At 38.0% G+C, this 20,454-nt stretch carries 18 protein-coding genes, 1 riboswitch and 1 other annotated feature; of the genes, 4 read left to right on the top strand and 14 right to left on the bottom strand.

The window, feature by feature from the left end; genetic code table 11:
* Positions 1–58 precede the first annotated feature (58 nt).
* From ychF to HMPREF3270_RS11645, 4 genes are all read right to left on the bottom strand, one after another.
* Positions 59–1,156, bottom strand: coding sequence for a redox-regulated ATPase YchF (ychF, locus tag HMPREF3270_RS11660; protein WP_002480312.1), 1,098 nt, complete (start codon positions 1,154–1,156; stop codon positions 59–61).
* Positions 1,156–1,368: a DUF951 domain-containing protein gene (locus HMPREF3270_RS11655; protein WP_002480311.1), complete on the bottom strand. Its 213-nt coding sequence runs from the start codon at positions 1,366–1,368 to the stop codon at positions 1,156–1,158. The genes ychF and HMPREF3270_RS11655 overlap by 1 nt, the downstream gene beginning before the upstream one ends.
* Positions 1,369–1,397: 29 nt before the next feature.
* Positions 1,398–2,264 (bottom strand): mechanosensitive ion channel family protein, encoded by an 867-nt coding sequence (locus tag HMPREF3270_RS11650; protein ID WP_031262363.1) that lies wholly within the window; start codon positions 2,262–2,264, stop codon positions 1,398–1,400.
* Positions 2,265–2,347: 83 nt separating this feature from the next.
* Positions 2,348–3,160, bottom strand: a complete 813-nt coding sequence (locus HMPREF3270_RS11645) for a ParB/RepB/Spo0J family partition protein (RefSeq protein WP_002480309.1) — start codon at positions 3,158–3,160, stop codon at positions 2,348–2,350.
* Positions 3,161–3,493: 333 nt separating this feature from the next.
* Positions 3,494–3,839 (top strand) — a binding site (T-box leader).
* Positions 3,840–3,957: 118 nt separating this feature from the next.
* Here HMPREF3270_RS11645 and HMPREF3270_RS11640 point away from each other — a divergent pair.
* From HMPREF3270_RS11640 to HMPREF3270_RS11625, 4 genes are all read left to right on the top strand, one after another.
* Positions 3,958–5,130 (top strand): trans-sulfuration enzyme family protein, encoded by a 1,173-nt coding sequence (locus HMPREF3270_RS11640; RefSeq protein ID WP_002480308.1) that lies wholly within the window; start codon positions 3,958–3,960, stop codon positions 5,128–5,130.
* Positions 5,084–6,925 (top strand): bifunctional homocysteine S-methyltransferase/methylenetetrahydrofolate reductase, encoded by a 1,842-nt coding sequence (locus HMPREF3270_RS11635; protein ID WP_031262361.1) that lies wholly within the window; start codon positions 5,084–5,086, stop codon positions 6,923–6,925. Before HMPREF3270_RS11640 ends, HMPREF3270_RS11635 begins: the two co-directional genes overlap by 47 nt.
* Positions 6,922–9,165, top strand: a complete 2,244-nt coding sequence (metE, locus tag HMPREF3270_RS11630; protein ID WP_023014882.1) for a 5-methyltetrahydropteroyltriglutamate--homocysteine S-methyltransferase — start codon at positions 6,922–6,924, stop codon at positions 9,163–9,165. The genes HMPREF3270_RS11635 and metE overlap by 4 nt, the downstream gene beginning before the upstream one ends.
* 102 nt (positions 9,166–9,267) lie before the next feature.
* A complete protein-coding gene (locus HMPREF3270_RS11625; protein ID WP_031262359.1) occupies positions 9,268–10,017 on the top strand; it encodes a cyclase family protein in 750 nt (249 codons plus the stop codon).
* A gap of 595 nt (positions 10,018–10,612) precedes the next feature.
* Here the strand turns inward: HMPREF3270_RS11625 and HMPREF3270_RS11620 are convergent.
* The 10 genes from HMPREF3270_RS11620 to rpmH all read right to left on the bottom strand — a co-directional run bounded on the left by HMPREF3270_RS11620 (position 10,613) and on the right by rpmH (position 19,935).
* On the bottom strand, positions 10,613–11,773 hold the full coding sequence (locus HMPREF3270_RS11620) for an aminotransferase class I/II-fold pyridoxal phosphate-dependent enzyme (protein WP_070848821.1): 1,161 nt from the start codon (positions 11,771–11,773) through the stop codon (positions 10,613–10,615).
* 82 nt (positions 11,774–11,855) lie between these two features.
* Positions 11,856–11,967: riboswitch (SAM riboswitch) on the bottom strand.
* Positions 11,968–12,064: 97 nt separating this feature from the next.
* Entirely contained in the window at positions 12,065–12,694 is a 630-nt protein-coding gene (locus HMPREF3270_RS11615; protein WP_070848819.1) for a hypothetical protein, read from the bottom strand.
* 56 nt (positions 12,695–12,750) lie between these two features.
* Positions 12,751–12,972 carry a hypothetical protein gene (locus HMPREF3270_RS14275; RefSeq protein WP_070848816.1) on the bottom strand — a complete coding sequence of 74 codons (222 nt, stop codon included), beginning with the start codon at positions 12,970–12,972 and terminating at the stop codon, positions 12,751–12,753.
* A 218-nt stretch (positions 12,973–13,190) separates the two neighbouring features.
* On the bottom strand, positions 13,191–13,931 hold the full coding sequence (locus tag HMPREF3270_RS11605) for a hypothetical protein (RefSeq protein ID WP_070848814.1): 741 nt from the start codon (positions 13,929–13,931) through the stop codon (positions 13,191–13,193).
* A gap of 355 nt (positions 13,932–14,286) precedes the next feature.
* Entirely contained in the window at positions 14,287–15,129 is an 843-nt protein-coding gene (noc, locus tag HMPREF3270_RS11600) for a nucleoid occlusion protein (RefSeq protein WP_023014877.1), read from the bottom strand.
* A gap of 46 nt (positions 15,130–15,175) precedes the next feature.
* Complete coding sequence (gene rsmG / locus HMPREF3270_RS11595) at positions 15,176–15,898, bottom strand: 16S rRNA (guanine(527)-N(7))-methyltransferase RsmG (RefSeq protein WP_070848810.1); 723 nt, start codon at positions 15,896–15,898, stop codon at positions 15,176–15,178.
* Complete coding sequence (gene mnmG / locus HMPREF3270_RS11590; protein ID WP_002480299.1) at positions 15,899–17,773, bottom strand: tRNA uridine-5-carboxymethylaminomethyl(34) synthesis enzyme MnmG; 1,875 nt, start codon at positions 17,771–17,773, stop codon at positions 15,899–15,901.
* 15 nt (positions 17,774–17,788) lie between these two features.
* On the bottom strand, positions 17,789–19,168 hold the full coding sequence (gene mnmE, locus HMPREF3270_RS11585; protein ID WP_031262356.1) for a tRNA uridine-5-carboxymethylaminomethyl(34) synthesis GTPase MnmE: 1,380 nt from the start codon (positions 19,166–19,168) through the stop codon (positions 17,789–17,791).
* A 133-nt stretch (positions 19,169–19,301) separates the two neighbouring features.
* Positions 19,302–19,655: a ribonuclease P protein component gene (gene rnpA / locus HMPREF3270_RS11580; protein ID WP_023014874.1), complete on the bottom strand. Its 354-nt coding sequence runs from the start codon at positions 19,653–19,655 to the stop codon at positions 19,302–19,304.
* A 142-nt stretch (positions 19,656–19,797) separates the two neighbouring features.
* Positions 19,798–19,935: a 50S ribosomal protein L34 gene (rpmH, locus tag HMPREF3270_RS11575; RefSeq protein WP_000240855.1), complete on the bottom strand. Its 138-nt coding sequence runs from the start codon at positions 19,933–19,935 to the stop codon at positions 19,798–19,800.
* Positions 19,936–20,454 lie beyond the last annotated feature (519 nt).

The raw sequence follows: 20,454 nt of genomic DNA, 5'->3' as shown, positions 1-20,454 counted from the left end.
AGCATGATCATATGCTTTGTTAAGCGCGTGTTTTTTAGTTAGTTGTTTATTTACTTAATTATACGTTGAATCTGAAGTGAACAACATCGCCGTCTTGCATGATGTATTCTTTACCTTCTAAACGCATTTTACCTGCTTCTTTCGCACCTTGTTCACCGTTATTTTCAACATAGTCGTCATAACTTGTTACTTCTGCACGGATGAAGCCGCGTTCAAAGTCAGTGTGGATGATACCCGCACATTGTGGGGCAGTCATACCTTTTTTGAATGTCCAAGCACGTACTTCTTGTACACCTGCTGTGAAGTATGTCGCAAGACCTAACAAGTTGTATGTGCTGCGGATTAAACGGTTCAAGCCAGGTTCTTCGATTCCTAAGTCTTCTAAGAACATGTCTTTATCTTCGTCATCTAATGTCGCAATTTCTTCTTCAATTTTCGCACTGATGACAATAACTTCTGAACCTTCTTTGTCAGCGTATTCTTTAATTGTTTGAACTTTTTCGTTGTCCGCTTCATTCACTTCATCTTCACCAACGTTTGCGATATAAATCATTGGTTTTGATGTTAATAATTGTGCTTGTTTCACATATTTCGCATCTTCTTCATTGAACTCTAAGCTGCGAATCGGTTCGCCGTTTTCTAATGCTTCTTTAATACGTTCTAAAATGCGTACTTCATTCAACGCATCTTTATCTTTTTGACGTGCCATTTTTTCAAGACGTGGTAAGCGTTTATCTACAGATTCTAAATCTGCAAGTACTAATTCCATATTGATAACTTCAATATCATCTAGTGGATCTACACGACCAGATACGTGTGTCACGTTATCATCATCGAATGCACGAACTACTTGGCAGATTGCATCTACTTCACGGATATGAGATAAGAATTTGTTTCCTAGACCTTCACCTTTTGAAGCACCTTTAACAATCCCTGCAATATCAGTGAATTCGAATGTTGTAGGAAGTACTTTTTTAGGATTAACGATATCTGCTAAAGCATCTAAACGTGAATCCGGAACTTCTACAATCCCGACGTTCGGGTCGATTGTAGCGAACGGGTAGTTCGCCGCAAGTGCACCCGCTTTTGTAATTGCGTTAAATAATGTAGACTTTCCGACGTTTGGTAAGCCTACGATACCAGCTGTTAAAGCCATTAGTCATTCTCCTTCTCTTGTGTATCATGTGATACAAGTATTTTCTTTAATTTTTTATTAAACTCTGTACGAGGCATCATAATGCTTCGATTGCAATGTTCGCATTTAATTCTGATATCTGCACCCATACGAATTATTTTAAATCGGTTTGCGCCGCAAGCATGCGCCTTTTTCATCTCTACAATGTCATTCAGACCATACTGAGCTGCCATTTACAATCCTCCATCATTATGAATTCTTATTACTGAGATTTTTGTCCATTAAACTGCATCATAATAGGGGTTGGTGATTTAATTCCTTCTTGGTTCAAGAAGTTCGCAACCTCTTTACGTAAGATACGAGCGCCTGGCACAGTATTATTCGGTGTTGTTTCTGCCGCTATTTTCATGATATAAGCATTACCTGTTAAATCCTCGATACCGAGAATTTCAGGTTTTGAGACAAAGATAAAGTAATTGGAATGTAAGGATTCTAAGAAGTCTTTCAGCTTACTTTCTACCTTATCGACATTCTCTTCCATCGCAATCGGTACTTCTATTAATGCTTTACCGTTACTGATTGAGAAGTTGGTAATCTCTGACATTACACTGTTCGGTAACACGGTCAACTCTCCTGTATACGCATGTATACGTGTTGAGCGGATACCGATAGATTGAACTGTACCTTCTGTGATAGGTGCACCGTTCAAGTTGATTTTAACATAATCTCCCACATCAAATTGATTCTCAAATATAATAAAGAACCCTGTGATGATGTCTTTAACAATGGTTTGTGCACCAAAGCCGATTGCTAAACCGACTACACCAGCTCCGGCTAATAATCCTGTGACACTAATTCCGAATTTACCTAATATCGTTGTTAATACAATAAACCATACGACATAACGCACAATATTCTTCAACATCGCACTTAATGTATGAGATCGTTTTCTACCATGTGCATTGCGGTTTTGTAGTTTAAAGAACTGATCAATCGACTTATTGACTAAGTTGATAATAATCATCGCAACGACTACGTAGATGACAATCATGATGAGCTTGTTGAGTATCATTGCGTACGTTTCAGGCTTTGTAAACGGCTCAACGAGTGAGTTGAAAACACCTTGCATTGTATTCCAAAACGTATTCAAAAGATCGTCCTCCTGTCATTTCACAACAATTATATATTTTACCATGAATACAACATAATTTCTTATGTTTCACTGTGTAATTGTTGAATCAAACGCTTAAATTCTTCTTCTGATTTGAATTCAAAAGTGATTTGTCCTTTATTTCGCTTGGTTGTGATGGCTACATTGGTACCAAAGCGCTCTTTAAGCAAGCGTTCCTGCCGTTCAATCATGCGCGGTTTCTTTGTCTTTTTCTTAGCATCATCTTCTGAAGTAGGTGAAGTCAGCTCTGCAATGTATTGTTCTAAATAACGCACACTCCACGCTTCTTTCATGACTTGTTTAGCGATTTGTTTCATTTTGGTTTCGTCTTTTAGTATTAATAATGTGCGACCATGCGCACCTGATAATTTGCCGTCTTTTACCCACTCGGCGACAGCAGACGGTAAATTCAACAATCGCAGCATATTCGCGATATAAGGACGGGATTTACCTAAACGTTCAGCCACCTCTTTTTGTGTGATATGTAAATCATCCATCAGCTTGCGATAACTTTCCGCTTCTTCAATCGCATTCAAATCTTCCCGCTGCAGGTTCTCTATAATGGCGAGTTCCATCATCTCAGCATCAGACATCTCTTTGACTATCGCTGGTACTGAGTTCAAGCCTGCTAAATGAGAGGCTCTGAAACGGCGTTCACCTACGACAATATGGTAACCTTGCACCGTTTTGCGTAAGATAATCGGTTGTAAGACGCCATGTTCACGAATAGAAGCTGCGAGATCTGCTAATTTTTCTTGATCAAAATGTTTTCTAGGCTGATAAGGGTTTGGCCGAATTGCATCTAAATCGATATATTCTACATGTCCATCGTTCTCATTTGTTATGTCACGCACGTTCCAGTCACCTCACTTTCGTCACTAAAATAGTGTTACATTTTTAATTTTTGCTCCTCTCTTATTGTAAGGAAAATCATGAATGCAATAAAGGAATTTTCATTCTCAAATTGAAAAATAACGGCTGAAAAATGGCTTGATTCAAAAAAATTTTAAAAAATTTTTAGCAACGTCCAACCCTTGATACGCTTATGTTTCTCTCGTTTTTAATTGTCAGTAAAAACCTACTATTCTGAAAATTCTGTTGACAAACAAAACAGAACCAATATACAATGTGGTCATCAACAAAAAACAAACCTTTCAACACGAAAGAGAAACAATTGAATATCGTCTTAAAACACGATAATAAGGAAAGTAGAACTTACACTGCTGACACAGAGAGCTTCTGTCCGCTGAAAGGAAGCACAGAAAGAAAGTTTGAAAATGGCCTTGGAGTGGTGGTGTCGATATGAGGCATCAACGGGGGCGCCCGTTATAGCGCTACAGTATTAACATTTTTGCATAATGGCGTACTGGAATGACGCATACGTTATTGTTATTTACAGCAACAGCTGATACATATAACGGAACCGACCTTCAGTAGCTGCCATGAACAGATTTAGCGTACTGGAAGAGGTTGCTTTAGCAATAAAGCAGCGAATTAAGGTGGTACCGCGAAGCTCAAGCTTTCGTCCTTTACATCCGAATCTTTTTTCGGGTTTAAAGGACGGAAGCTTTTTTTCGTGGTCAGCTTCCCTCCTTAGTTCCAGAACTTCCGCAGCCAAAAGCAATCTCAATAACTAAAGGAGTGTATATGTATGTCACTATCATCAGAAACAAATTTAATTAAGTATCATCAATTCCCGCACATTTTAGCAGCCAACCCGCCACTTTATGACTCATCGACTTTCCCGACAGCATTGATTGGTTCAGAGGTCCCTTACGATTACGCAAGATCAGGCCACCCAAACCGAGCATTGTTAGAAGAAAAGCTTGCAGCACTTGAAGATGCCGAGTACGGTATCGCTTATAACTCAGGAATCGGAGCAATTTCAGCAGTTTTCTTCTTACTGAAATCAGGAGATCACTTAATTATTCCGAATGATGTTTACGGTGGGACATACCGCTTATGCGAACATGTTTTACCAGGATTCAATATTGAAGTCACAGCAGTAGATACGACAAACCCATTAGCAGTTGAACAAGCGATTCAGGAAAATACGAAACTAATTCATCTGGAAACACCGTCAAATCCATTATTTAAAGTGACAGATATTCAAGCCATTGCGGATGTCGCAAAGAAACATAATATCCTTGTTTCAGTCGACAATACATTCTTAACACCCCTATCACAAAAGCCATTGCATTTAGGTGCTGACATTGTGATTCATAGTGCCACTAAATTCTTAAGCGGCCACAGTGACTTAATTGCAGGGGCAGTTGTAACAAACAACGCGGAAGTTGCAGAATCATTACAATTCTTACAAAACACTTTAGGAAGCGGATTATCAGCTCAAGACAGCTGGACACTGACAAAGCATCTTAAAACGCTTTATGTACGATGGAATCAATCAGTGAAAAACACTGAAAAGATTGTTGAATTCTTAAAATCACGTCCTGAAATTACTGATGTATATTACCCAGGAAATGATGAAATCAATCAACGCCAAGCTGAAAATGGCGGTGCAGTACTTGGCTTCAGATTAAGCGAAGCAGAAAAGGTACCGACATTTGCGAAAGCATTAAAAATACCGCAAATCGCAGTCAGCCTAGGCGGTATTCAAACTATCGTCTCTCATCCAGCCACAATGTCACATGCTTCTGTTCCAGAAGATGTGCGTAACGAACGCGGAATTACGTTCGATCTCTTGAGACTGAGTGTGGGCTTAGAAGACCCAGACGAGTTGATTGCAGATTTTGAAGCAGCATTGGAGGAAGCATACTATGAGCCGGTTTCTACAAACTTTGAGCAAGAACGTATTAGTAGCTGACGGTGCAATAGGAACGATTCTCTACTCTGAAGGGATCGATACTTGCCCTGAAGCATATAATCTTACACATCCAAAGAAAATCGAACAAATTCATCGATCTTACATTGAAGCTGGTGCGGATGTCATTCAAACCAATACTTACGGTGCCAACTTCGAAAAGCTTCAAGCTTTCGGATTAGAACACCAAGTAAGAGACATCACACGTGCCGGTGTCAGAATAGCGAAACAAGCAGCCAATGAAGACACGTTTATTTTAGGAACTGTCGGAGGTTTTAAAGGCGTGAAACAAAATGACTTGTCGCTATCGACGATTTTGTATCACACAGATATTCAAATTGAAACACTGATTGACGAGGGTGTTGATGCACTCCTCTTTGAAACTTATTACGATTTAAACGAACTCTTGCAGGTGATCAGAGCGACGAAGAAAAAGTACAATATTCCAGTTATCGCACAGTTAACTGCTTCAAGCACCAACTACTTGCAAGATGGAACAGAAATTAACGAAGCACTTAAACAAGTTGAAGCAGAAGGTGCAGACGTTATCGGCTTGAATTGCCATCACGGTCCGCACCATATGCAACAATCTTTCACACATATTGAGATTCCGCAACATGCGATTCTCTCATGTTACCCGAACGCTAGTCTTTTAGACTTTGAAGATTCTACGATTCACTACAGCGACAACGCTTCTTACTTCGGTAAGATAGCTGAAACGCTAGTGAAAGAAGGCGTACACTTAATCGGCGGTTGTTGCGGTACTACACCTGAACATATCCGCTTCATCAAGCAAGCGGTTGAAGGATTAAAACCAACTTTAGAAAAGAAAGTTATTCCGATCAGAAGAAAAAGTAATTACCCTTCTATTCCGGTCAAAAAGAATAACTTAACGACTAAAGTCAAAGCTGGTCCGACAGTCATCGTTGAACTAGATACACCAAAGCACTTAGATACAACGAAATTCTTTGCGAATGTCACAAAACTAGACAAAGCGAAAGTCGACGCTATCACACTTGCAGATAACTCACTCGCAACGGTACGCGTTAGCAACATCGCAGCAGCTAGTATTATTAAGCAGAATTACAACATTGAACCGCTGGTCCACATTACCTGCAGAGACAGGAACTTAATCGGTTTACAATCTCACTTACTCGGCTTATCACTGCTTGGTATTAACGAGATACTCGCGATTACAGGTGACCCATCTAAGGTGGGGCATCTGCCAGGTGCGACGAATGTTTATGATGTAAATTCAAGAGGTTTAACTGAACTCGCTGTTCGTTTCAACCAAGGACTTAATATTGACGGCGGCGCATTGAAAACGAAAACGAACTTCAATATTGCCGGTGCGTTCAACCCGAACGTCCGCAAGATGGAAGCAGCGGTGAAACGCTTAGACAAAAAAGTAGACTGCGGTATGAGTTACTTCATTACACAGCCTGTCTACACTGTCGAGCGTATTCAAGAAATTGCTGAAAAGACAGCACATCTTGATACCCCATTCTTTATCGGTATCATGCCAATAACAAGTTATAGAAATGCAACATTCTTACACAATGAAGTCCCTGGCATTTCATTGCCAGATGAAATATTAGATCAGTTCGAAGCGGTTAAAGATGATAAACAAAAAACCAAAGAACTGAGCTTGCGCATCTGTCGCAAATTGATAGATGAAGTTATCAAACATTTTAATGGACTCTATATCATTACACCATTTGAACAAGTAGACTTTTCACTCGAACTTACACATTACTTTAAAAAACAAACTGCAAAAAATCAGGAGGCAATAATATGACAATTACAACAGCTAATATCGGATTCCCACGTTTAGGACGCAAGAGAGAATGGAAGAAAGCAATCGAAAGTTACTGGGCAGGTAAAACAAACTATGATGAATTAACAACAACATTAAACGACCTGCATAAAGAAAACTTATTATTACAAAAACACTACAGCATTGACAGCGTACCTGTTGGAGACTTCTCATTATATGACCACGTATTAGACGTATCATTATTATTCAACATCATCCCAGAACGTTTCCAAGGTCAAGAAGTCAACGATGATTTATTATTCAATATCGCACGTGGTACAAAAGAAAATGTCGCAAGTGCCTTAATTAAATGGTTCAACACAAACTATCACTACATCGTACCTGAATGGGACAACGTAGAACCTAAATTAAACCGCAACGTTTTATTAGAACGTTTCGAATTCGCTAAACAATTAAACGTAAATGCACACCCAGTGATTTTAGGTCCTGTAACATTCGTTCAATTATCACGCGGCGGCGATCAAACATTTGAAGAGAAAGTTGAAGCATTGCTTCCATTATACAAAGAAGTATTACAATCACTTGTTGATGCAGGTGCTGAATACATTCAAATCGACGAACCTGTATTAGTAACTGATGATGCAGAACAATTACAAGACGTTACACGTCACGTCTATGAATACTTCGATAAAGCTGGGTTAGCTGATAAATTAGTCATCCAAACTTATTTCGAACATGTAGATTTAGACTTTGTGAATAGCTTACCTGTTAAAGGTTTCGGTTTAGACTTCGTACATGACGGTGGTAAAAACCTTGAACAAATTAAAGCAGGCAAATTATCTAAAGACAAAGCATTATACGCAGGTATTATTGATGGCCGTAATGTATGGGCTGCAGATATCGAAGCGAAAAAAGAATTGATTGAAACTTTAGAAAATTATACTGATGAGTTAGTTATCCAACCATCATCTTCATTACTTCATGTTCCTGTTTCATTAGACGATGAAGAATTAGATGAATCAATTGAAGAAGGTTTAAGCTTCGCAACTGAAAAATTAGACGAATTAGACGCTTTAAAACGTGTTATCAACAACGGCGACAGTGAAAAATACGATAAATTAAAAGCAGCTTACGAACGTTTCCAAAACCAAGCATTCAAAAACCTTGAATACGACTTTGACAGCGTACGTACACAACGTGAGTCAGCATTCCCTGAACGTAAAAAAGTTCAAGATGCACGCTTAAAATTACCAGAATTACCAACAACTACAATTGGTTCATTCCCACAAACGAAAGAAGTTCGTAAAAAACGTGCTGACTGGAAAAACCAACGTATCAGTGATGAAGAATATAACCAATTCTTACGCGATGAAATCGCACGCTGGATTCAAATCCAAGAAGATATCGGCTTAGATGTATTTGTACATGGTGAGTTCGAACGTAATGACATGGTTGAGTTCTTCGGTGAACGTTTACAAGGCTTCTTAGTTACAAAATACGGTTGGGTTCAATCATACGGATCTCGTGCTGTTAAACCACCAGTTATCTATGGAGATGTTAAATGGACTAAACCAATCACAGTGGAAGAAACAGCTTATGCACAAAGCTTAACTGACCACCCTGTAAAAGGTATGTTGACTGGTCCTGTAACTATCTTAAACTGGTCATTCGAACGTGTAGACATCCCACGCCATGAAGTACAAGACCAAATCGCTTTAGCTATCAATGAAGAAGTTTTAGCATTAGAAGATGCAGGCATTAAAATTATCCAAGTAGATGAACCAGCATTACGTGAAGGTTTACCATTACGCTCTGAATACCATGAAGAATACTTGAAACAAGCGTTACGTTCATTCCGCTTAGCAACATCTTCAGTGTCAGATGCGACGCAAATCCATACGCATATGTGCTATTCTCAATTCGGCGAAATCATCCATACTATCCACGACTTGGATGCAGATGTTATCTCAATCGAAACATCACGCAGCCATGGTGCTTTAATCAAAGACTTCGAGGATGTAACGTATGATTTAGGTATCGGATTAGGTGTATATGATATCCACAGTCCACGTATCCCGACTGAAGAAGAAATCACAGTCGCAATCAACCGTGGTTTACAAGAAATCGACCGTTCATTATTCTGGGTTAACCCAGACTGCGGTTTGAAAACACGTAACGAAGATCAAGTAAAAGAAGCATTAACAGTATTAGTTTCAGCAGTTAAAAAATTAAGAAACAAAGAAGGACAAGAAACAGCTTAATTCACTTGTCATGAGTGGTTTACGAGTGAGCCCGCAGTCTTAAAACTCACTCGTGAATACACTTATATCAGCCCTACAATTTTAAGCAGTCATGAGGTGTTTATAATGAGTTATCCTTTATGGGATCAGCTGAAAAGTCTAAAAGAAAGTGAATGGGTCGATTTAACCCATACCTTTGACACAGACAGCCCACATTTCAGCGCATTAGAAGCTGCATATATTGATACAATCAGTACCGTTGCAGAAGATGGTTATTTTGTACAAAGATGGAGTGTTGCCACACAATATGGCACACATATCGATGCCCCCATCCACTTTGTCGAAAACAGAAGATATTTACATGAATTAGATTTGAAAGAATTAGTGTTACCGCTTATCGTACTTGATTACTCTAAAGAAGTTGCGGAAAACCCCGATTTCCGTTTAACTCGCGATCATTTACTTGAGTGGGAAGCACAACATGGCCGAATCGAACCTGATACGTTCGTCGCATTCCGCAGTGATTGGTCACACCGTTGGCCGAATGTGGAGCAATTTGAGAATAAAGATGCCGAAGGTAACCCTCACGCACCCGGATGGTCACTCGATGCATTACAATTCTTACTTGAAGAACGCGGTGTACGTTCAGTCGGTCATGAAACATTCGATACAGACGCTTCAGTCGATGTCGCAAAACACGGCGACTTAATCGGTGAACGTTATGTACTCGGACAAGACACGTACCAAATTGAGCTCCTAACGAATTTAGACCGCCTCCCAGAACGAGGCGCAGTGATTTATACAATATGTCCAAAACCAGCAGATGCGCCAGGATTCCCGGTCCGCGCATTTGCGATTAAGCCAAACGCATAATCATGGACCCGCGATCATCCATGACATGCAGCCATTATTAAATCTTAAAAAACGAAACTCCTTTAAAAGTTATGAATAAATACAATAAAAGTTGGCTACATTGCCCTGGGTCCACAGGAATTGGGGCAATGAATCGCCACTGTTCTTAACCCGATAAGAACAATTCTTTTCATAAACGTTACTATTTTGAACCCGATACAAAATAGTAAGTAAATTCCGATTACCCACTCTCCCGATAATGGGTAATCACTATACTCCTTTTTACTACTTATAAAAAAGCACTGAATATAAAGTACATGTCCCACCACCCCGTGAACAAAAAACTTTATATTCAGTGCTTCATTTTTGTTTAAAAAGATAATAAATAATAGCCGATTGCGTTAGAGCACAATCGACTATCTCATAAGCCTAGGTAGAATATGGCTTAGACCATACGCCTAACATTTTTACACTCAGTCTTCTTCGCATAGACTTCTGAGTGTTTTTTCTACACTAATATTTAACACCTTTTGAAAAATTTTATAATCAATAATATACGTATAAACATCTCTATGATAACGTTATGAGGGATTTTATTTACTACTTAAATAAAAGATTATTCTTTGTACATCGCACTAAGTGATTTCAACCGCTTCGCTGCTTCATCTAATTGCTCATCCTCTAACGCAAGTGATACACGAACATAATGACGACCATTTTCACCAAATGGAATACCTGGCGCCACTAAAATAGATTGATCTTGAAGTAAGAATTCCACAAATTGTTCTCCGTCATATCCTTTTGGTGCTTCCAACCATAAGAAGATGCCACCTGTCATCGGTTCATAAGGGATGTTTCCTTCATCTAAAATCGCAGTGAAACGATCGCGACGTGCTTTAAAGACTTCACTTTGTTTATCTAAGAAATAATCATAGTTGTTAAGCGCAAATGTCGCCGCATCTTGAAGCGCACCAAACATACCCGCATGGTGATGTGTATGATATTTCTTCAAAGCTTGAATCACATCTTTGTTGCCGACTGCGAAACCGACACGATAGCCAGACATATTATAGCCTTTAGAAAGTGAATACACCTCGATTGCGACTTCTTTGCCTCCAGCTGTCTGTAAAATACTTGGATTTTTATGATCAAAACCAAACGCTGCATAGGCAAAATCATGTACAATTTTCGTTTGTGTACCTCTGAACTTTTGAACTACATCATCAAAGACATCTTGTGTAACAGTTGATCCAGTCGGGTTATTAGGATACGTTAGATAAATCAATTTAGTCTGACTTAAGACTTCCCCTGGCACTTTATCAAAGTCAGGTTGATAATATGGCGGTTCTAACTCTAACGCATAAGGTTTCGCATCTGCGAACAACACCCCTGCTAGGTAATCTGTATAACCTGGATCTGGCAATAAGACGTAATCTTCAGGGTTAACAATACAATTCGGCAAACCTACTAATCCATTCTTTGTGCCATATAAAATACAGACTTCATCATCTTTATCCAATTCAACATTATATTGTCGTTTATAGAAATCAACAATCGCTTGCTTAAAGCTTTCTTTTCCATGAAACGCACCGTACTTTTGGTTTTCAGGCACACGTAATGCGTTCGCAAATTCATCGACAATGCCTTTAGGTGTTTCCCCATCTGGGATGCCTACTGCCATATTGATGAGAGGAAGCGGACCATGTTCTATCTTTCTCCCCATTGTTTTTCCGAAATAACTATCTGGTATCTTCGCTAATCTTCTTGAAATCACCATTTAAGTTCCCCCTTTGTTTGATGCGCCTATTAAAAAAGCTATATATCACCTATCAGCGACATATAGCTTTCTATGTATATGGCACCTATCTTTCAAGTTATACTTGTTGGATGTAGCACAGTCAGATTCAATGCCTGGATCTTCTGTTGCTGAAGCGTCATCGGGCCAATTCCCTCTACTTCTCTAGATAAGTTTTAATGACTTCTATTGTACTAAAAATTCTGACATTTATCAATTTAAGTTAAAATGAAAAACTCTACAGCTCACTAAAAGCCGTAGAGTCAATATTCTTTATTCAGGTTGGCCTTTTGAATCAAATTTCTCCACTGAACCATCCGCATTCACAATGTATGATCCTGCTAAATCACCTGATTTATCTACAAATGAGAAGCCCCAGCTTCCATCACTCTTTTGTTCAGGTTCTTTATACGTATACGTGCTTGTATCTAGTTTGTGACCTTCATATTCTTCTACTTTATCAATCACATTCGCACGTGTGACTTTACCTTCAGAAGATGATGAATGACTTTCAGAGCTTGAATTACTGTTACTTTCTTGTGCTGCTGATTGTGCATCTTGATTTGTGATTCGGATTAAATTTGCCACTTGTTTAAAGTTCGGTTCATCTTTGTATTGTTTATATAGATCTTTAATATTATAAACTGCTCCCATGTTTGCTAATTGTTGATATGGATTGATACCTTGTGTTCCTGATACCAACACTTGTGTATCACTCACACCAATAACTGCCGCAAATGGACCTTTAGAGTTAGTTGTGCCATAAATTACCATATTTTGAGGTTTATTTGTTACGATTTCAGAACTACCTGTATAAAGTGTTAATTGCTGAATTTCTCGTTGTCGCGAACCTCCATTTCCATTTTGAACATAGCTATGGTTTAATAATTCATTCGCTGTCACTGTAAATTCAGCTGTTTTAGGTGCATATAACGCTAAAGCGACCTTTTCTTGTGGTGTCAGTTGGCTGATAGCTTGTTCTGTCGTTTGTTTATGAGTATGTGATTTTTCATGTTTTGATGTTTGTTCATGTTGTGTGTTTTCTTTTTCTCTGTTTTTTGATGGTTTGCTTTGTCTTTTTCTTCGTGTTTTTGCGTATCTTCTTGTTTTTCATTTGAGCCGCAACCTGCTAGTAAAATTGAAAGTGCTGCAGCGGTAGTCAATACATGTTTAAATTTCATAGATAGCTTGCTCCTCTTTGTATATTTGAATATATAATTTCATTATATAGAAGGTACGGGACACATATTGTCCTGAATTAAAAGAAAGCATGAAAAAACCACTCGCAACGAGGCGAATGGTTGTTAACGTTTATATACTCTGATTTTAATTTCTAAATAATCATCGTGGTCGCGTTCTTTTTATTCGACACGGATACTTCTTTTTATGATAGCTTCAATTATTCACTGTATTCTAATTTAAATACTTGTCCATCTTGATACACTGTATATTCATAATCCAGCCTCGTACTATTTTTTCTTTTTAAAATGACTTGAGCAACGTCATTATGATTAGCTTTATTTACAGTTACATCATATTTATTTGTATCAATTGGATGGCCATCATACTCTTCTATTAATTTAAGAACAGTTCTAGTATCTTCAGCATTAAGCTTTTCAAATGATGTGTACTTACTAATATTTACTATTTTATGTTTTTGTTCTGTACTTGAAGAAGCACTATCCGCTTCTTTAGGAGATGATGCATTATCACTCTCTGGATATCTCACAGAATCGCTTACTTTAACCAAACTTACGACCTTTTTAAAGTTTGGATTATGACCATATTGTTTGTATAAATCTTCTAAGTTATAGATATGAGTCCCTCGATCTTTTAAAATTTCATCATAAGTCTTAGGACTTTGACTACCTGCAATAATAATCTGGTTTCCTGTAAAACCAAATAGCTCAGCAAAGTTTTGCTTAGTTTCTTCAGGTTCATAAAATTTTACGTTTTGTGGCACATTTGTAATTCTTTCAGGTAACATTTTATTTAAATGATACTCTTGAATAGATTGTTTTGTTGCCTCATCGCCTAACATCTTACCAAGAGCTACACCGTGCGTATATCTTATATATGAATGATTCAATAACTCATCAGCTGATATCATATAATTTGTTTTTTCTTGTGGTAAAAACATTGCTAAAGCTATTTTCTCATTGATTGTTAATTGGCTGACTGCCTTTTCTATTTGTTGCTCATCTTTGTTTGCTTCATTTTCCTTTTTGGAAGTTGATTTGTGTTCACTTTTTTTATTATCCGTTTTACTTTTTGCTTCTTGCTTTGCAGAATCATTTTGTTTTTCATTGTGACTACATCCAGCTAATAAAAGGGTAAAACTGTTGCTGAAGTAAATAAATGCTGTAATTTCATAGATGTCTTAATTCTCCTTCACTTTCAATATCTCATCCTTTTCTATTATATACAAAAAGCTATTAGTTGTTCGCTTTTTATTTAAGAAAATAAAAAACCACTCGCAACGAGGCGAATGGTTGTTAACGTTTATATACTCTGATTTTAATTTCTAAATAATCATCGTGGTCGCGTTCTTTTTGTTCGACACGGATACCGCTTTGTTCGATAGTTTCAAAGCTGTTTTGTAGTGTTTCGCGTGCTTTCGTCAAATCTTTGGCGAATTGAAGCGGCACTGCTTTAACTTTTTCAGGTCCTACTTTGGCTTTGACTCTCGCTTCTGTTTGTTTCACGTTCAAGTGTTGATCAATAATAATTTGGACCATTTCTTCTTGTTCTTCGTGAGATAAACTTAACAAAGCACGTGCGTGACGTTCTGTAATCTTACCTTCTGAAAGTTTCGCAAGCACTTTAGGAGCAAGTTTCAGTAAACGCAATTTGTTTGCGATAAAGCTTTGGCTTTTACCAACACTTTGTGCTAATTCACTTTGTGTTGTGTCTCCAAGCTCTAACAGTTTCTGATAGGCTTCCGCTTCTTCAACTGCTGATAGATTCTCACGTTGGATATTTTCTATTAAAGCGACGACTGCTGTTTCTTCATCCGTCATATCACGAATAATCACATCTGCATAAGCCATATGAATACTGCTCATAGCTCTGAAGCGACGTTCCCCAGCTATGATTTCATACATTCCTTCTTCAATCGGTCGTACCACAATCGGTTGTAGCAATCCATGTTCTTGGATGGATTCCGCAAGTTCATTAATCTTGCTTTGATCAAAGACTTGTCTTGGTTGATAGCGGTTCGGCACAATCTTTTCAATTTGAATTGATTCAACATGATTATTGCGTTCATCTTCAGTAGCGCCTGTCATTTCTTCATCTTTATTTGTTAAACCGAATAGTTTAGAAAAAGGCTTTTTCATTCCGCAATCTCTCCCTCTAAATATAATTATATACTAATATTTATTTTTATTTTAGTAAAGGAGATTTGTTAGGCGTTCCGGCTTTTCTCGGATACTTTTTAGGCGTTTTACTACGCTTTTCAATGATAATAATTTGACGCTCACCTGCATCTTCAGGCAATTCAAAAATTTCGATCGCTTCAACTCTGCCGCCGAAGACCCCAATCGCAAAGCGTGCTTCTTCTAACTCTTCTTCACCTTTAGAAGATTTCATCGCTACGAAATGACCGCCTGTTTTCACTAACGGCAAGCATAACTCACTTAACACTGTCAGACGTGCAACTGCACGTGCTGTCACAATGTCATAAGACTCCCGGTTGTCTCCACGGGTATTCCCAAAGTTCTCTGCACGCTCATGTACAAAGCTGACACCTTGTAACCCTAAAGCATCGGCAAGATGATTTAGGAATTGGATACGTTTATTCAACGAATCAACAATTGTCACTTTCAGCTGTGGAAAGACAATTTTTAACGGGATACTTGGGAACCCAGCACCAGCACCTACATCACAGATGCTGAGTTCTTTTGTCATATCCACATAAAATGCGGCTGTAATTGAATCATAGAAGTGTTTCAAATATACTTCTGATTCATCTGTAATGCTTGTTAAGTTCATTTTTTCATTCCACTCTACAAGCATTTCATAATAAGTTTGAAACTGTTGTTTTTGTTGGTCGTTCAATGTAATGCCATGTGTTTCTAGCTTGTTAGCCAACCATTCAACACTCATTTATTTCACCCTTTCAAGCTTACCTTGTTCTAGATAAATCAGTAAAATTGAAATATCAGCAGGGTTAACGCCTGAAATACGTGACGCTTGTGCAATGTTTAATGGTTTAACTTCTGCTAATTTTTCACGTGCTTCACTTGCTAAGCTGTCAATTTTACTATAGTCCAAGTCGTGTGGAATTTTCTTCTGTTCCATACGTTTTACTTTTTCTACTTGTTGTAATGATTTATTGATATAACCTTCATATTTCGTTTGAATTTCAACTTGTTCTTCAACGTCAGCTGGAATTTGATGTTCTTCTTCTAAGATATCAAGGATTGCTTGGTAATCCATTTCTGGACGACGTAGTAATTCAATCGCTAAGATACCGTCTTTTAATGGAGAACCGTTACGTGATTTAATCACAGATTGTGTGTGTTCATTCGGTTTAATACGAATGTTAGATAAACGATCAATTTCAGCTTGGATTTGATCACGTTTTTCATTGAAACGCGCGTAACGTTCTTCTGAAATCAAGCCTAATTCATGACCTAGGTCAGTCAAACGTAGGTCTGCATTATCGTGACGTAATAATAAACGATATTCTGCACGTGATGTTAATAGACGGTATGGTTCATTCGTACCTTTTGTAATCAAGTCATCAATTAAGACACCGATATAAGCATCAGAACGACTTAATACTTTTTCGCCTGTGCCTAATACACGTCCTGCCGCATTGATACCCGCCATTAAACCTTGGCCAGCCGCTTCTTCATAACCTGAAGTTCCGTTAATTTGACCTGCAGTGTATAAGTTTTTGATTTTCTTAGTTTCAAGTGTCGGCCATAATTGTGTCGGTACTAACGCATCATATTCAATCGCATAACCCGCACGCATCATATCTGCTTTTTCTAAGCCAGGAATCGTTTGAAGCATTTCACGTTGTACATGTTCTGGCAAGCTTGTTGAAAGACCTTGAACATATACTTCGTTCGTGTCACGACCTTCTGGTTCTAAGAATAATTGGTGACGTGGTTTATCATGGAAACGCACGTATTTATCTTCAATAGATGGACAGTAACGTGGCCCTTTACCTTTAATCATACCTGAGTACATCGCTGACAGATGTAAGTTGTCATCGATCACTTGGTGTGTCTTATCATTTGTATAAGTTAACCAGCATGGTAATTGATCTAAGATATATTCAGTTGTATCGAAACTGAATGCACGTCCTACATCGTCACCTGGTTGAATTTCTGTTTTATCATAATCAATCGTTTTTGAGTTTACACGTGGCGGTGTACCTGTTTTGAAACGTACGACTTCAAAACCAAGTTCACGTAAGTTATCCGCTAGTGTAATAGATGGTAATTGGTGGTTAGGGCCGCTTGAATATTTCAAGTTACCTAAAATAATTTCACCGCGTAAGAATGTACCTGTTGTGACGATAACGGCTTTTGAACGGTATTCTGTACCAATATTCGTACGCACACCTTTAATTTCGTCATCTTCAATAATTAATTCGTCTACCATTCCTTGCATGATATGCAAGTTTTCTTCATCTTCTAATACACGTTTCATTTCACGTTGGTATAAAGCTTTATCTGCTTGTGCACGTAATGCACGTACTGCAGGTCCTTTACCTGTATTCAACATACGCATTTGAATATGCGTTCTATCGATTGTTTTAGCCATTTGACCGCCGAGTGCGTCGATTTCACGAACAACAATCCCTTTAGCTGGTCCCCCTACTGATGGGTTACATGGCATAAAACCAACGTTATCTAAATTAATTGTCAGCATCAATGTGTTGGCGCCGCGTCGTGCAGAAGCAAGTCCTGCTTCAATACCGGCATGCCCAGCACCGATGACAATTACATCATAATCCAAAGCCATACTTTGTCCTCCTTTTTATTTTCCGAGACAGAACTGACTGAATAACTGGTCAATCAATTCGTCGCTTGCAGAAGCACCGATAATCTCTCCTAAAATCTCCCAAGTTCTAGTTAAATCAATTTGAACCATATCCATAGGAATACCAGCTTCTGCTGCATCTATTGCATCTTGTATCGAGTGACGTGCTTGTTTCAGCAATGAAATATGTCTTGAGTTTGAAACGTAAGTCATATCTTGGTTTTGAACTTCACCGCCGAAGAACAAGTCACGAATTTGTTCTTCTAATTGATCAATGCCTTCTTGTTTTAACATAGATGTTTCAATGACTGGCATATCTCCGACCATATCACGAACTTCATCTAAATCAAGATGTTGTTCTAAATCTGTTTTATTCACAATCACAATCGCATCTTCATTCTTGATGACTTCATATAATTTAACATCTTCTTCTGTTAATGCTTCATTGTAGTTTAAGACAAATAAGATTAAATCTGCTTCACTTAAAGCTTTGCGTGAACGTTCCACACCGATTTTTTCTACAATGTCCTCAGTCTCACGGATGCCTGCTGTGTCGACGAGACGAAGTGGTACACCACGCACATTGACGTATTCTTCCAAGACATCCCGCGTAGTACCCGCAACTTCTGTCACAATCGCTTTATTATCTTGAATTAAGTTATTCAACATAGAAGACTTACCGACGTTAGGCTTACCGACTATAACTGTCGAAAGTCCTTCTCTCATGATTTTACCCTGTGTACCTGTTGCTAAAAGACGATCGATTTCTGATTTGATTTCTTCTGATTTCTTTAATAAGAATTCAGTTGTCGCATCTTCTACATCGTCATATTCTGGGTAATCAATATTCACTTCAACCTGTGCTAGGATTTCTAAAATAGATTGACGTTGACGCTTGATCATATCACTTAAACGTCCTTCAATCTGATTCATCGCAACTTTAGACGCTCGGTCTGTCTTAGAACGAATGAAATCCATGACTGCTTCAGCTTGAGATAAGTCAATACGGCCATTTAAGAATGCGCGTTTTGTATACTCCCCAGGTTCAGCCATTCTAGCACCAGCCGTCATTGTAAGTTCTAATACACGATTAATCGTTAAGATTCCGCCGTGACAGTTAATTTCTACGATATCTTCTCTTGTAAATGTTTTTGGTGCACGCAGCACGGATACCATTACTTCTTCTACTACTTCGTTCGTATCAGGATCGACAATATGTCCATAATTAATTGTATGCGAATCTACTTCAGCTAATGGTTTTTTTCCTTTATAAAGTTTATCAGTGATTTCGATTGCACGACTTCCTGATAAACGGACAATACCAATCGCACCCTCTCCCATCGGAGTAGAAATACTGGTAATTGTATCTAAATCCAACATGCTGCTTCGCCTCCTCTACTTAAATTTCTAACTCTATAATTGTAATGACTTTTATTGTAAATTGCCACATATGTGTTCGAATTCTATGGAGGTTAGACTGGCGTTTGTCTGATATAAGACTTCGGTTAGTCTACTTTATTCTCTTATTGAATAGTTTTGCAATTTTAAGTACATGCTCTAAACTTTTTTGAATTTCCAGTACAGTCATATCTTTTGCAGGTTGTCTTGCAATAACAATAATCTTTTTCGCAATCATATCTTCTTTATGTACTTTAAAGTTTTCTCTGATTGCCCTTTTAATACGATTGCGTGTCACTGCATTGCCGAGTTTTTTAGAAACACTGATTCCTAATTGAAAATGAGTCAAATTTTTATCTGGCATGACATAAACGACAAATTGGCGATTTGCGAATGACTTTCCTCTTCTATAAATCGTTTGAAAATCGCTATTTCTTTTAATGCGATATGCTTTTTCCACTTCCATCACTCACTTATTTTTCTATTCTTGCTGCTCCCCTACCCTATCATTAAGTTCTAGTGTAAAGAATCAGAACTGTATTTTCCAACCCGTGTATCTTTTTTACCTGCATGAAAGCAAAAAAAAGACCACTGATAGGTCAGTGATCTTATGCTGATAAAACTTTACGGCCTTTGCGACGACGACGCGCTAATACTTTACGGCCATTTTTAGTGCTCATGCGTTTTCTGAAACCATGAACTTTACTGTGTTTACGTTTATTTGGTTGATAAGTACGTTTTACCATGTAAAAACACCTCCATATCGAATCTATCTTCATTTATAGTCGCTTTCTCATCTTAACAATGTGATGAGAGTCTTGGAAAAGATCTGCATCTACAGCCTCATCTAATATAACCGAGATATTACAGCCTTCTACCAAGTATCACCGAAGTATTTCTACGGTGTCTGCGAAAGGTTAAGCATCTATATCAAAAGGCTTACCTTACTTAGTTCAATTATCAATATCTTAGTCATAATTCAAGCAACTACTAAAATATAACAAATTCAACCTTATAAAGCAAGTACATTTTAAGTGAGATATATTCAAAAAGTTATCCACTTATTCACAGATGAACAGTGACATTTTGTGGATAATTATGTTACTATACACAGACGTTTGCACATAAAAACCACATATCCACAAGAGTTTGACAGGTAGATTTGTTAATAAGTATAATTGTGTGGATAAGTCTTGTAAGGTTTGATAAATAAACGGTTTACAACTTACAATTATCAACATTTTTTCTGTGTATAACGCAAAATT

Source organism: Staphylococcus sp. HMSC65H10, assembly GCF_001839185.1.
In the GTDB taxonomy this organism is placed as follows: Bacteria; Bacillota; Bacilli; order Staphylococcales; family Staphylococcaceae; genus Staphylococcus; species Staphylococcus simulans.
Note: the sequence above shows the minus strand (reverse complement) of the source record. Positions and strands in the feature narration are given on the sequence as shown.

What these genes read in the sequence shown, in the direction of transcription:
- ychF (WP_002480312.1), bottom strand. Translation starts at nt 1,156, where the DNA reads ATGGCTTTAACAGCTGGTATCGTAGGCTTACCAAACGTCGGAAAGTCT.
- HMPREF3270_RS11655 (WP_002480311.1), bottom strand. Translation starts at nt 1,368, where the DNA reads ATGGCAGCTCAGTATGGTCTGAATGACATTGTAGAGATGAAAAAGGCG.
- HMPREF3270_RS11650 (WP_031262363.1), bottom strand. Translation starts at nt 2,264, where the DNA reads ATGCAAGGTGTTTTCAACTCACTCGTTGAGCCGTTTACAAAGCCTGAA.
- HMPREF3270_RS11640 (WP_002480308.1), top strand. Translation starts at nt 3,958, where the DNA reads ATGTCACTATCATCAGAAACAAATTTAATTAAGTATCATCAATTCCCG.
- HMPREF3270_RS11635 (WP_031262361.1), top strand. Translation starts at nt 5,084, where the DNA reads ATGAGCCGGTTTCTACAAACTTTGAGCAAGAACGTATTAGTAGCTGAC.
- metE (WP_023014882.1), top strand. Translation starts at nt 6,922, where the DNA reads ATGACAATTACAACAGCTAATATCGGATTCCCACGTTTAGGACGCAAG.
- HMPREF3270_RS11620 (WP_070848821.1), bottom strand. Translation starts at nt 11,773, where the DNA reads ATGGTGATTTCAAGAAGATTAGCGAAGATACCAGATAGTTATTTCGGA.
- HMPREF3270_RS14275 (WP_070848816.1), bottom strand. Translation starts at nt 12,972, where the DNA reads ATGAAATTTAAACATGTATTGACTACCGCTGCAGCACTTTCAATTTTA.
- HMPREF3270_RS11605 (WP_070848814.1), bottom strand. Translation starts at nt 13,931, where the DNA reads ATGTTTTTACCACAAGAAAAAACAAATTATATGATATCAGCTGATGAG.
- noc (WP_023014877.1), bottom strand. Translation starts at nt 15,129, where the DNA reads ATGAAAAAGCCTTTTTCTAAACTATTCGGTTTAACAAATAAAGATGAA.
- rsmG (WP_070848810.1), bottom strand. Translation starts at nt 15,898, where the DNA reads ATGAGTGTTGAATGGTTGGCTAACAAGCTAGAAACACATGGCATTACA.
- mnmG (WP_002480299.1), bottom strand. Translation starts at nt 17,773, where the DNA reads ATGGCTTTGGATTATGATGTAATTGTCATCGGTGCTGGGCATGCCGGT.
- rnpA (WP_023014874.1), bottom strand. Translation starts at nt 19,655, where the DNA reads ATGGAAGTGGAAAAAGCATATCGCATTAAAAGAAATAGCGATTTTCAA.
- rpmH (WP_000240855.1), bottom strand. Translation starts at nt 19,935, where the DNA reads ATGGTAAAACGTACTTATCAACCAAATAAACGTAAACACAGTAAAGTT.